Origin of the sequence: Streptomyces sp. NPDC048171 (genome assembly GCF_043202655.1) — a bacterium.
GTDB lineage: Bacteria > Actinomycetota > Actinomycetes > Streptomycetales > Streptomycetaceae > Streptomyces.
Map to the genome: position 1 here is coordinate 535214 of NZ_JBIDAU010000004.1, position 12412 is coordinate 547625.

Genomic DNA, 12412 nt, shown 5'->3' on the forward strand with positions numbered 1-12412 from the left:
GACCCGAAGGGCCGGGCCCCCGTGCGGGGAGCCCGGCCCTCGGTGTAGCGCGTCGCGGCGAGGTCACTCGGTCTTGATCGCGTTCAGCATGTTCAGGCGGGCGGCGTTGCGGGCCGGCCACATGGCGGCCAGGACACCCACCAGAGCGGCCAGCGCCACGAAGATCCCGATCCGGCCCCAGGGCAGGACCAGCGCGTACCCCGGGATGCTCTCCGCGACGGTCTCGCCGATCGCCCAGCCGAGGAACGTGCCGAGACCGATGCCGACCACCGCGCCGAACACCGAGATGACGACGGCCTCCAGCCGCACCATCCGCTTCACCCGGCGCCGGTCCAGACCGATCGCGCGCAGCATGCCGATCTCCTGCTGCCGTTCGAAGACGGACATCGCGAGGGTGTTGACGACGCCGAGCACCGCGATGATCAGGGCCATCGCCAGCAGGCCGTACATGACGTTCAGCAGGGTGTTGATGGCGCCGCCGAACTCGTCGCGGATGTCCTGCCGGTCCATCACGGTGATCGCGGGGTTGTCGCCGAGCGCGTCGACGAGGACCTTCTCGTTCGCCGCCGACTGGCCGCCGTCGGTCTTCACGAAGATCTGCCGGATGGACGGCTTGGCCTCGTGCCCCGCCACGACCTTCCGGTCCACGAGGACGGGTGAGAGGAACTCGCTGTCCTTGTAGACGGCGCCGACCGTCAGCTTCGCCTTCTCGTCGTCGTCGAAGGTGACGGAGACGGTGTCGCCGGGCTTCCAGCCCCTGCTCTCGGCCGTCTTCTCGGCGACCGCGATCCGGCCCTGCGCGAGCGAGGCCGCGTTGCCGCTGACGGTGTCGACGGTCAGGACCTTCTCGATGTCGCCGGGGGTGACCGCCGAGGCGGACACGAAGTCGCCGTCGACCCGGAAGTAGGCGTCCTGCTGCGGGGACACCGCGGACACGCCGTCGGCCTTCTCCAGGGCCGTCAGCGCGGACCGGTCGAGGTCGCCTCCGTTGGCCATCGAGATCATGTAGTCGGCCCTGATGTTGTCCGTGGTCATCTTGTCGATGGCCGCGCCGACCGTGACGCCGAGCACCGACAGGGCGGTCACCAGCGTCAGTCCGATCGCCAGCGCCGAGGCGGTGGCGCCGGTGCGGCGCGGGTTGCGGACCGCGTTCTGGCCGGCCAGCTTGCCCGCCACCCCGAAGGGCCCGACGAGCAGCGGACGGACGAGTGCGATCACGGGCCGGGACAGCAGCGGGATGAGGACGATCACGCCGATCAGCGCCAGGAACGCGCCCGCGCCGATGTACAGCCGGCCGTCGTCGCCGCCGGTCGAGGCGCCCGCCACGATCCCCACCGCACCGAGAGCGGTGACGGCCGCGCCGATGGAGTTGCGCAGCACCAGCGACTTGGTGGTGGCCACCGCGTGGACGCTGTTCATGGCCGCCACCGGCGGGATCTTCGCGGCCCGGCGGCCCGGCAGCCAGGCGGCGAACACCGTGATCAGCACGCCCACCACGAACGCGGCGACCACCGGGGTGGCGGACAGGACCAGCGGACCGGCCGGCATCTTCATGTCGAACGCGGCCATGCCGGAGCGCAGTCCGACGGCCAGACCGACGCCGAGGGCGAAGCCGACGGCCGAGGCCACCAGACCCACCACCGCGGCCTCGGCGAGCACCGAGCGGGTGATCTGCCTGCGGGACGCGCCGACGGCACGCATCAGGGCGATTTCCTTGGTGCGCTGGGCGACCAGCATCGTGAACGTGTTGGAGATCAGGAAGATGCCGACGAAGAGCGCGATGCCCGCGAAGCCGAGCAGGACCTGCTTGAGGTTGCCCATGCCCTGTTCGATCTGGTCGGCCTGCTCGTCCGCGAGCGCCTTGCCGGTCTGGGCCTCGGCCGTCTGCGGCAGCAGCGGCTCGACCGCCTTCAGGACGCGCGCGTCGTCGGCACCGGGGGCGGCGGCCACGGTGGCGCTCTCGAAGTAGCCGGGCTGGAGGTACTGCTGCTGGGCGACGGCGGTGTCGAAGAGCACGAGGCTGCCGCCGGCGTTGACGGCGCCGTCCTCGGTGGTGAACACACCGCTGAGGGTGTACTCCTTCACCGGGCCGTTGGTCGCGACGCGCACCCGGTCGCCGACCTTGTACTCGCCCTTGCCCGCGGACTCCTCGTCCAGGGCGATCTGGTCGTCCTTCACCGGGCCGGAGCCGTCGGTGAAGGTGTACGCGGTGTCCTTGCCGTCCTTGCCGGGCGCGAAGTTGGAGCCCTTGTTGGACCAGCCGACGCCGATGAGCTTCCCGTCGGGGTCGGCGACACCGGCGAAGCCCTCGACGCGGCCGTACACCCCGGCGACGCCGTCCACGGCGGAGATCTTGTCGAGGACCTCGCCGGAGAGGCCGGGCTCCTCCTTGGGGTTGTCCGGGTCGGCGTGCGAGCTGACGGCGACGGCGACGTCGTCGTAGCTCTTCGCCGACTGGTTGCGGAAGGCGTTGGAGAGGGTGTCGGCGAAGACCAGGGTGCCCGACACGAACGCCACGCCGAGCATCACGGCGAGCACGGTCATCAACAACCTGGCCTTGTGCGCGAATACGTTGCGCAAGGCGGTACGGAACATGGGGTCTTCTCTGTCCAGACGTACGGGCGTACGGGGTACGGGGTGGGGCGGGCGGTGAGCGGACGGGAACGTCAGCTGGTGCGGCCCTTGGCGTCGAACCGCTTCATACGGTCCAGCACCGCGTCGGCCGTCGGCCCGTACAGCTCGTCGACGATGCGCCCGTCGGCGAGGAAGACCACCCGGTCCGCGTAGGCCGCGGCCACCGGGTCGTGGGTCACCATCACGACGGTCTGGCCCAGCTCCCGCACCGAGTTGCGCAGGAAGCCCAGCACCTCGGCGCCGGAACGGGAGTCGAGGTTTCCGGTCGGCTCGTCACCGAAGATGATCTCCGGCCGGGAGGCCAGCGCCCGGGCCACGGCGACCCGCTGCTGCTGGCCGCCGGAGAGCTGGGCGGGGCGGTGGCCGAGCCGGCCGGAGAGGCCGACCATCTCGATCACGGAGTCCACCCACTGCTTGTCCGGCTTGCGGCCCGCGATGTCCATCGGGAGGGTGATGTTCTCCAGCGCGGTCAGCGTCGGCAGCAGGTTGAACGCCTGGAAGATGAAGCCGATCTTGTCCCGGCGCAACTTGGTCAGCTGCTTGTCCTTCAGCGTCCCCAGCTCGGTCTCGCCGATGCGCACGGAGCCGGAGGAGAAGGTGTCGAGGCCGGCCACGCAGTGCATCAGCGTGGACTTGCCGGAGCCGGAGGGGCCCATGATGGCGGTCAGCTCGGCCTGCCGGAAGTCGATGGAGACCCGGTCCAGAGCGACCACCTGGGTCTCACCCTGGCCGTAGATCTTGGACAGCTCCGTGGCGCGTGCGGCCACGACGGTGGACCGGTCGGCGATGGGTGCGGTGGTCACGGGAAGGGCGCTCCTGTCGGTACGGCGTGTGCTCGGGGACGTCTCCCATCGTTCCGCCCGGACGGCGCCGTGTAGTCAGCCGCTGTTCCGGTTTCGGGGGGCGACTTCGGTCGGACGGGCAGCGGCGGTGTCATACCTGCGGATGACGGCCGACCCCGACGGCGGAACGGGGCGGGCGCCCTCACCGGGACGGTGAAATCCCGTCATTCCACGTGCGCCGCGGGCCACCGCCCGCGAGGCTGTTGGCGAGTGCTGATGGCCTGAACCAGGAACTGATGGACCCTCAGGCGCCAATAAAATAAGACAACATCGCACCTCCCGCCCACGGTTCGCGAGGTGTGTCCCGATAGGCTCAAGGCACTCGACGCGGAGCCCATGGCCTGCCCGGATGGTGGAATGCAGACACGGCGAGCTTAAACCTCGCTGCCCCTTCGAGGGCGTGCCGGTTCAAGTCCGGCTCCGGGCACTTCCGACGCTTTCCCTCAGTTCCGCAGGCTCTCGATCCCCCGGACCGTTGACAGCGGCGTGCGTGTGGTCGGAAACTCCTCTCGGCGATCTGTGAAGGAAATTTCACCACGCGAACAAGTGAACGCGACGAAGGGACGACCGATGCGCACCACCGTCGGCATCATCGGGGCCGGCCCCGCCGGACTCCTGCTGGCCCGGCTGCTCCACAACGCCGGGATCGACTCGGTCGTCCTGGAGAGCCGCGACCGCGCCTACGTGGAGCGCAGGCAGCGCGCCGGGATCCTGGAGCAGGGCACGGTGGACGTGCTGCGCGCGGCCGGGGCGGGGGAGCGGATGGACCGCGAGGGGCTGCGCCACGACGGCATCGAGCTGCGTTTCGACCGGCGGCGCCACCGCGTGGACTTCCCCGCGCTCACCGGCGGCAGGTCCGTCATGGTCTACGCCCAGACCGAGGTCTGCAAGGACCTCATCGCCCTCCAGCTGGAGGACGGCGGGCCGCTGCTCTTCGAGGCCGAGGCGCTGGCCGTGGAGAGCGCCGAGACCGACCGCCCGCGCATCCGCTTCCGGCGCGGTGGCGCCGACGGCGCCGGGGGTACGGAGGACGTCCTGGAGTGCGACTACGTCGTCGGCTGCGACGGTTTCTGGGGCATCGCCCGGACGACGGTCCCGGACGGACGCACCTTCGAACGGACGTACCCCTTCGGCTGGCTCGGCATCCTCGCCGACGTCGCCCCCTCCCACGACGAGCTGGTCTACGCCCGCCACGACCGCGGCTTCGCCCTGCTGTCCATGCGCTCCCCGTCCGTCTCCCGCCTCTACCTGCAGGTCCCCGCGGACACGGACGCCGACAGCTGGAGCGACGACGAGATCTGGGCCGAGCTGGAGCGCCGCTTCGAGACCGACGACGACTGGACGCTGCGCCGCGGCCCCATCACCCAGAAGTCCGTCACCCCCATGCGCTCCTACGTCCACGAGCCCATGCGGCACGGCCGCCTCTTCCTGGCCGGCGACGCCGCGCACATCGTGCCGCCCACCGGCGCCAAGGGCCTCAACCTCGCCGTCGGTGACGTCGTCACCCTCGCGCGGGCGCTGGCCCACCGCGCCGCGACCGGCTCCGACGCGCTGCTCGACGCCTACTCCGCCACCTGTCTGCGCCGCGTATGGCAGGCCGAGCGGTTCTCGTACGACATGACGACCCTGCTGCACCGCGACCCGGCCGCCACGCCCTTCGAGGACCGCCTCCAGGTGGCCCGTCTGGACCGGATCGCCTCCTCCCGCGCCGCCGAGAGCGACCTCGCCGAGGCATACACCGGGTTCCCGATCGGGTGAGCGGTCCCGGACGTCCCGTGGGGCCCCGGCCGTGAGGGGAATCACTGATCGGCGTAGCGTGTTGTGAGCCAGAGCGAGGGAAAGATCCTCCCCAAGCAGTAGGGTCATTCCTTTGCCGTTCTATTACTCTTGAGCCAAGGCTGCGCCGTGTGGCCATGGAGGAGTGAAATGAGGAGCAGAAACCCGGTCTTCTCGCGACGGGGGTTCAGCCGCGACAACGGCTACGCGGGCTTCAACGCCGCGCCGCAGGCCGGGGGACCCGCCGTCGCCACGCAGGGCAACCCGTACGCGCAGGGCACGCAGGGCAACCCGTACGCCCAGCCGGCCGACAATCCGTACGCGCAGAACCCGTACGCCCAGCAGGACCTTCAGTACGGCACGCCGCCGCAGGCGCCGGCCACCACCGGCCGGATGACGATGGACGACGTCGTCATCCGCACCGGCAGCACGCTCGGCGTGCTCGTGGTGACCGCCGCGCTCGCGTGGGCGCTGCTGCCCGTGGACGACGCCAACATCGGCCGCTCGTACGGCATCGGTATCGGTGCCGCCCTGATCGGCATGGTCCTGGCGCTCGTCCAGTCCTTCAAGCGCAAGGCCTCGCCCGCGCTGATCCTGTCGTACGCGGCGTTCGAGGGTGTCTTCCTCGGCGTCGTCTCCAGCGTCGTCGACAACCGCATCGCGGACGGCGCGGCCATGCAGGCCGTGATCGGCACGATGGCGGTCTTCGCCGGTGTGCTGATCGCCTACAAGGCCGGCTGGATCCGCGTCAACCGCCGCTTCTACGGCTTCGTGATGGCGGCGGCGCTCGGATTCGTCTTCCTGATGGCGGTGAACCTGCTGTTCGCCGTCTTCGGCGGCGGCGACGGCCTCGGCTTCCGCAGCGGTGCGCTCGGTGTCGTCTTCGGCATCATCGGCATCATCCTCGGCGCCTGCTTCCTCGCCCTGGACTTCAAGCAGGTCGAGGACGGGCTCGCCTACGGTGCGCCGCGCGAGGAGGCCTGGCTCGCGGCCTTCGGCCTCACGCTGACGCTGGTCTGGATCTACCTCGAGTTCCTGCGACTCATCGCGATCTTGAACAGCAACGACTAGCGGACACCGCGGTCCGTGTGACAAGTGAAGGGCCCCGGGCTTCAAGCCCGGGGCCCTTCGTCGTCGTGGTGCCGGCGCACCCGCTCAGAGCAGGTTGCGCGCGGCCCTTCTCAGGTCGTACTCGTGCACGATGGCCTTCGCGTGGCCGTACGCGAGGTTGTGTTCGTGGCGGAGCCAGCTGACCTTCTCCTCGAAGCGGAAGAGGGAGGGGCCGTCCTCGACGGCACGCAGCCAGTCGGAGATCTCACGACCGGTGCACTGGGGAATGCGGGCGAGCAGATTGCGATGGGTCTCCTCGGAGAAGACTTGGGACATCGGCGCCTCCGGGCGAAAGGGGTTGTAAGCCGGTCCTTCAGGTCACCGTGCCTGAGTGTTCGCCCGTTGGCAACAGTCCCGGACGGCCGCGTACGCTCGCGCCGTGGTTGATACGACGCCTTTGACCCGTGCCGTGGACGACTTCGCCGACCGGTTGCGGGCCGCCCCGCAGAGCAGACTCCAACGCGGCGCCGCCGCCGAGGCGCTGGAGCTGGCCAGGGAGCTGGCCCGGCGCGCCCAGCTGATCGAGGAACCGGGGGCCGAGCCCCGTCTGATGCCCGACGCGGGCATGTTCGCGGCCGCCGACCAGATCGCCGTCGCCGCACACGACTTGGCCCTCGTACTCACGGACGAGGGCCAGGTGGAGGAAGCGGCGGGGCTGGTGGAGGAGGCCCGCAAGCGGGCCGGGGTCTAGGGTCCCGGGGAAGGCAGGGGCTACAGGGACGCGATGACCCGGTCCGCCAGGATGTACACGTTCTCCTCGCCGCACGCGAAGGTCAGCGTGTAGGCGCCGGAGATCCCCGAGCCGCCGAGGAGGTACGGCGTCTGGCCGGCGCCCAGCGCGTCCGCCAGGCGCTCCGCGGTCTCGCGGTGGCCCGGGGTCATGCACAGGGTCGTGCCGTCGGAGAAGACGTACACGTCGAGGGTGCCCAGCGGCCCGGGGCGGACGTCCGCGAGGGTGACGCCCGACTCGGCCAGCCCCTCCAGGGTGGCGACGGTCCGCTCGTGGTCGTTCACGGCGGGCGCCGGGTTCGGTACGAAGTCCGGGTGCGAGGGGTGCCGGCGGCGCGCGGCGGCCAGCTCGGCGGAGTCCCTCGGGCCGCCGAGGTCCTGCGCGGACGGCTCGTCGCTCTCCGCGACCGGCTCGATCACGGGCTCCAGGCCCACGAGGTCGGCCTGGCGGGGCAGGAACAGCTCACTGTCGGTCAGCCCGAGCAGCAGCGGTGCGTCGGACGCGTCCCGCGACTCCTGGGCGGCCCAGAAGGCCCTCGCCTCGGCGAGTTCCCGCTCGCGCTCCTCGGCGAGCGCCTCCGCGACGGCGGCGCGTATCTCCTCGGCGTCGGCGGTGGTGCGGGCGGCCGGCACGCGGCCCCGCGTTGCGGTGGCCCGGCTCTCGGCCAGCTCGGCGCGCAGGGCGGTCACCTGCCGGCGCAGCACCAGAATGCTGCGCAGGACGGCGACGCCCACGGCGCCGGTGGCGGCCGTGGTGAGCAGCAGGGCGATCGGCATGGCGCTCACTGACGTACTCCCGGTTCAAAGTCGACCCCCGACTTCCTACATCAGCTTGAAGGGAGGACTAACCGTCTGTCAGTGCGTAACGTCACGAAACGGACAGGACTTTGGGCCCGGAAGGGGAGGGTGTGGTTGGTCTGACCTGCGTAAATCAAGGGGGCGGGAGAGGTAGGTCACATCCTGGGGGAGATTGGGTCACAAAACGGCCCAGAACCCTGTGGTCACAGGGTCCCGGGCCGTGGCGTCACACAGGGTCCCCCGGGCGCTACTGACAGTCTTTCAGTCACCCGCCCGGACGGCGGTCAGCTCAGGCGCTCGATGACCATCGCCATGCCCTGGCCGCCGCCGACGCACATCGTCTCCAGGCCGAACTGCTTGTCGTGCCACTGGAGGGAATTGATGAGCGTGCCGGTGATGCGGGCGCCGGTCATGCCGAAGGGGTGGCCGACGGCGATGGCGCCGCCGTTGACGTTCAGCTTCTCCAGCGGGATGCCGAGGTCGCGGTAGGAGGGGATGACCTGCGCGGCGAACGCCTCGTTGATCTCGACCAGGTCGATGTCGCCGATGCCCAGCCCGGCGCGGGACAGCGCCTGCTTGCTGGCCTCGACCGGACCCAGGCCCATGATCTCGGGGGAGAGGCCGGAGACGCCGGTGGAGACGATGCGGGCGAGCGGGGTCAGGCCCAGCTCGCGGGCCTTGGTGTCGCTCATGATCACGAGGGCGGCGGCGCCGTCGTTGAGCGGGCAGCAGTTGCCGGCGGTGACCAGCCCGTCGGGGCGGAACACCGGCTTCAGGCCCTGCACGCCCTCCAGGGTGACGCCGGCGCGGGGGCCGTCGTCCTTGGCGACGACGGTGCCGTCGGGGAGGGTCACCGGGGTGATCTCGCGCTCCCAGAAGCCGTTCTTGATGGCTTCCTCGGCGAGGTTCTGGGAGCGGACGCCGAACTCGTCCATGTCCTGACGGGTGACGCCCTTGGAGCGGGCGAGGTTCTCGGCGGTCTGGCCCATCGCGATGTACGGGTCCGGGACCAGGCCGTCCTCGCGCGGGTCGTGCCAGGTGGTGCCCTCCTGCTCGGCGACGGCGGCGGTACGGGCCTCCGCCTCGGCGAACAGCGGATTGCGCGTGTCCGGCAGGCTGTCGGAGTTGCCCTTGGCGAACCGGGAGACCATCTCGACGCCGGCCGAGATGAAGACGTCGCCCTCGCCGGCCTTGATGGCGTGCAGGGCCATGCGGGAGGTCTGCAGGGACGAGGAGCAGTACCGGGTGACGGTGCAGCCCGGCAGGTGGTCCATGCCCATCTCCACGGCGACGATCCGGCCGAGGTTGTTGCCCTGCTCGCCGCCGGGCAGGCCGCAGCCGAGCATCAGGTCGTCGATGTCGCGGGGGTCCAGTTCCGGAACCTTGGCGAGCGCGGCCTGGATGATCGTGGCGGCCAGGTCGTCGGGGCGCAGATCCTTGAGGGAGCCCTTGAAAGCGCGGCCGATGGGGGAGCGGGCGGCAGAAACGATCACGGCTTCGGGCATCACGGCTCCAGTGGAGAGGCGTTGGGCGGCTGCTGGGGAAGTTACCCGGACGTATGGCCCGGGTCACGGGTGTGGAGGTGTGACATGGACCGCAACTTTCTAAGCGCTTGCTTTTGCCTCCGGCGGTGGGGCGGGTTCTTGGTACGGGGCCTCGTGGTGGCCGTCGACCCGGGGGCTGCGCCCCCAGCCCCCCCGTCGGCCTGGACGGCCTCGTCCTCAAACGCCGGATGGGCTGAAAACCCGGTGACCGTCCTCCGCCCTACCGCGGCTGAGCCGACGGTGTCGGCTCCGTCTCCGGCACCCGGCGGCGCCGGCGGCGCTTGAGCAGTGCCCACGGCCCCCGGGGCCCCGTCGGCATCGCCGCCGCGACCTCCGTGCCGGCCTCGGACGCCGCTTCCGCCGCCGCCCGGGCCACCGGCAGGAAGCCCTCGCGGCGCAGGGCGTCGGGGTGCTCCTCCTCGGCCGGCCACAGGCCGAGCGCGGCGCACACCGACGGCAGGACGGCCATCGCGGCCGTGGCGTACCCCTCGGCGGAGGGGTGGTAGTTGTCGGGGCCGAACAGCTCCCGCGGGTTCTCCGCGAACTCCGGGCCCAGCAGATCGCCCAGCGACACCGTGCGCCCGCCCTGCTCCACGACGCCGATGGTCTGCGCCGCCGCCAGCTGCCGCGAGGTGCGTCGGGCCACCCAGCGCAGCGGCTGCCGCACCCGCTCGATCGTGCCCAGGTCCGGGCAGGTGCCGACCACCACCTCCGCGCCGGCCGTGCGCAGCCGCCGTACCGCCGCCGACAGGTGCCGGACCGACTGGGTCGCCGGCATCCGGTGGGTGACGTCATTGGCGCCGATCATGATCACGCAGATGTCGGGCACCCGGCCGTGATCCGCGAGCACCAGCGCCACCTGCCGGTCCAGGTCGTCCGAACACGCTCCGGGCGCCGCGACCGAACCCAGGTCCACCGCCCGCTCGGCCACCGCCGCCAGCCCCGAGGCCAGTAGCGCGCCCGGTGTCTGGCCGGCCCGGTGCACACCCTGCCCGGCGGCCGTGGAATCGCCCAGCATCATCAGGCGCAGCGGCGGCTCACCGGCCGTCCGCAGGCCGTCCCCGTACACCCCCTGCGCGTTCGGCACCCGGTCGGGCGTGCCGATGCCCACCCGGCGCCTGGCCAGCTGCACCTCCGCCAGCAGCAGACCGACCGCGGCCGCACCGGCCAGCCCGATGCCGCCGCCCCCGTAGGCCGCTCCCGTCGCGATCCGGCGCGCCACCCTCGCTCTGGACATGCTCGTCATACGTCGCCGCCACCTCCATCAAGCCGTACACCCACTCCTTGCCCCGTACGGACGGTCGCCCAATCTCAACGGGGAGTGAACGACCGTCACGTGGCACGGGCGGGTGCACGGGCCGGGCAGGCCATAGGCTGGCCGGACCGATAAACGACCCATCCTTTGCGGCATCCGGAGACCACGGTGCATTTCCACGACTCGATGATCAGCCTCGTCGGCAACACCCCGCTGGTGCGGCTCAACAGCGTGACCAAGGGCATCAGGGCCACCGTCCTGGCCAAGGTGGAGTACTTCAATCCGGGCGGCTCGGTGAAGGACCGCATCGCCCTGCGCATGATCGAGGCCGCCGAGAAGAGCGGAGAGCTGCAGCCCGGTGGCACGATCGTCGAGCCCACCAGCGGCAACACCGGCGTGGGCCTCGCGATCGTGGCCCAGCAGAAGGGCTACAAGTGCGTCTTCGTCTGCCCTGACAAGGTGTCCACCGACAAGATCAACGTCCTGCGCGCGTACGGCGCCGAGGTCGTCGTCTGCCCGACCGCGGTCGACCCCGAGCACCCGGACTCCTACTACAACGTCTCCGACCGGCTGGTCCGCGAGACGCCGGGCGCCTGGAAGCCGGACCAGTACTCCAACCCGCACAACCCGCTCTCCCACTACCACTCCACGGGCCCCGAGCTGTGGGAGCAGACCGCGGGGAAGCTCACCCACTTCGTGGCCGGTGTCGGCACCGGCGGGACCATCTCCGGCACCGGCCGGTACCTGAAGGAGATCAGCGACGGTGCCGTGCAGGTGATCGGCGCCGACCCCGAGGGCTCGGTCTACTCCGGGGGTTCGGGACGGCCGTACCTGGTCGAGGGCGTCGGCGAGGACTTCTGGCCGACCGCGTACGACCGGAACGTCGCCGACGAGATCGTCCCCGTCTCCGACAAGGACTCCTTCCAGATGACCCGCCGCCTCGCCAAGGAGGAGGGCCTGCTGGTGGGCGGCTCCTGCGGCATGGCGGTCGTCGCGGCGCTCGAGGTGGCGGCGCGGCTCGGCGAGGACGACGTGGTGGTCGTGCTCCTGCCGGACAGCGGGCGCGGCTACCTCAGCAAGATCTTCAACGACGAGTGGATGGCCGACTACGGCTTCCTGGAGGACGCCGGCCCCAGCGCGCGCGTCGCCGACGTCCTGAACCACAAGGAGGGCGACTCCATCCCCTCCCTCGTCCACATGCACCCGGACGAGACGGTCGGTGAGGCCATCGAGGTGCTGCGCGAGTACGGCGTCTCGCAGATGCCCATCGTCAAGCCCGGCGCCGGTCACCCGGACGTGATGGCCGCCGAGGTCGTCGGATCGGTCGTGGAACGCGAGCTGCTGGACGCCCTGTTCACCAAGCGCGCCTCGCTGGACGACCCGCTGGAGAAGCACATGTCCGCCCCGCTGCCGCAGGTCGGCTCGGGCGAGCCGGTCGAGGACCTGATGTCGGTGCTCGGCCGCGCCGACGCGGCGATCGTCCTCGTCGAGGGCAAGCCCACCGGCGTGGTGAGCCGTCAGGACCTGCTGTCCTTCCTGGCCCGGGGGAAGTAGAACCCGCGGTGTCCGCCGGGGGAACGCCCGGTGCACACCGCCGGGTTGGCCCGCTCCGCGATCTTCGTGAACTTCGCGGAAGTGGTACGCGCGCGTCACGTGCGCGCAGCAGTCGCTTAACACGCGACCGGCAGAGTATGCGGTGTCGGCGGGACAGGGAGCGGCTCCCC

The 12412-nt window shown here is 71.0% G+C and carries 10 protein-coding genes and 1 tRNA gene; 5 read left to right on the forward strand and 6 right to left on the reverse strand.

Going from position 1 to position 12412, the window contains the following annotated elements; translation table 11 throughout:
* Nucleotides 1-63: 63 nt before the first annotated feature.
* Together ACGF3J_RS14065 and ACGF3J_RS14070 are read right to left on the reverse strand one after the other, a co-directional pair.
* Entirely contained in the window at nt 64-2595 is a 2532-nt protein-coding gene (locus ACGF3J_RS14065) for an ABC transporter permease (RefSeq protein ID WP_161326241.1), read from the reverse strand.
* Nucleotides 2596-2666: 71 nt separating this feature from the next.
* Nucleotides 2667-3437: an ABC transporter ATP-binding protein gene (locus ACGF3J_RS14070; RefSeq protein ID WP_064728278.1), complete on the reverse strand. Its 771-nt coding sequence runs from the start codon at nt 3435-3437 to the stop codon at nt 2667-2669.
* 382 nt (nt 3438-3819) lie between these two features.
* Here ACGF3J_RS14070 and ACGF3J_RS14075 point away from each other — a divergent pair.
* From ACGF3J_RS14075 to ACGF3J_RS14085, 3 genes are all read left to right on the forward strand, one after another.
* Nucleotides 3820-3903 (forward strand) — tRNA-Leu (locus ACGF3J_RS14075).
* A 143-nt stretch (nt 3904-4046) separates the two neighbouring features.
* Nucleotides 4047-5234, forward strand: a complete 1188-nt coding sequence (locus tag ACGF3J_RS14080) for a 4-hydroxybenzoate 3-monooxygenase (RefSeq protein WP_161326240.1) — start codon at nt 4047-4049, stop codon at nt 5232-5234.
* Between the two features lie 168 nt (nt 5235-5402).
* Entirely contained in the window at nt 5403-6323 is a 921-nt protein-coding gene (locus ACGF3J_RS14085) for a Bax inhibitor-1/YccA family protein (protein WP_161326239.1), read from the forward strand.
* Nucleotides 6324-6407: 84 nt separating this feature from the next.
* Here the strand turns inward: ACGF3J_RS14085 and ACGF3J_RS14090 are convergent, their stop codons facing one another.
* Complete coding sequence (locus ACGF3J_RS14090; RefSeq protein ID WP_064728274.1) at nt 6408-6638, reverse strand: DUF4287 domain-containing protein; 231 nt, start codon at nt 6636-6638, stop codon at nt 6408-6410.
* A gap of 103 nt (nt 6639-6741) precedes the next feature.
* On the opposite strand from ACGF3J_RS14090, the gene ACGF3J_RS14095 reads away from it, so the two are divergent.
* Entirely contained in the window at nt 6742-7053 is a 312-nt protein-coding gene (locus ACGF3J_RS14095; protein ID WP_234961090.1) for a hypothetical protein, read from the forward strand.
* A gap of 20 nt (nt 7054-7073) precedes the next feature.
* On the opposite strand, the gene ACGF3J_RS14100 is transcribed toward ACGF3J_RS14095, so the two are convergent.
* From ACGF3J_RS14100 to ACGF3J_RS14110, 3 genes are all read right to left on the reverse strand, one after another.
* Nucleotides 7074-7877, reverse strand: a complete 804-nt coding sequence (locus ACGF3J_RS14100; RefSeq protein ID WP_161326238.1) for a hypothetical protein — start codon at nt 7875-7877, stop codon at nt 7074-7076.
* Between the two features lie 296 nt (nt 7878-8173).
* The gene (locus ACGF3J_RS14105; protein WP_161326237.1) at nt 8174-9394 is read right to left on the reverse strand and encodes an acetyl-CoA C-acetyltransferase; all 1221 of its coding nucleotides are present in this window, start codon (nt 9392-9394) and stop codon (nt 8174-8176) included.
* Nucleotides 9395-9653: 259 nt separating this feature from the next.
* Complete coding sequence (locus ACGF3J_RS14110) at nt 9654-10679, reverse strand: SGNH/GDSL hydrolase family protein (protein ID WP_161326236.1); 1026 nt, start codon at nt 10677-10679, stop codon at nt 9654-9656.
* 177 nt (nt 10680-10856) lie between these two features.
* Here ACGF3J_RS14110 and ACGF3J_RS14115 point away from each other — a divergent pair, with 177 nt between their 5' ends.
* The gene (locus tag ACGF3J_RS14115; protein WP_161326235.1) at nt 10857-12242 is read left to right on the forward strand and encodes a cystathionine beta-synthase; all 1386 of its coding nucleotides are present in this window, start codon (nt 10857-10859) and stop codon (nt 12240-12242) included.
* Nucleotides 12243-12412: the final 170 nt, after the last annotated feature.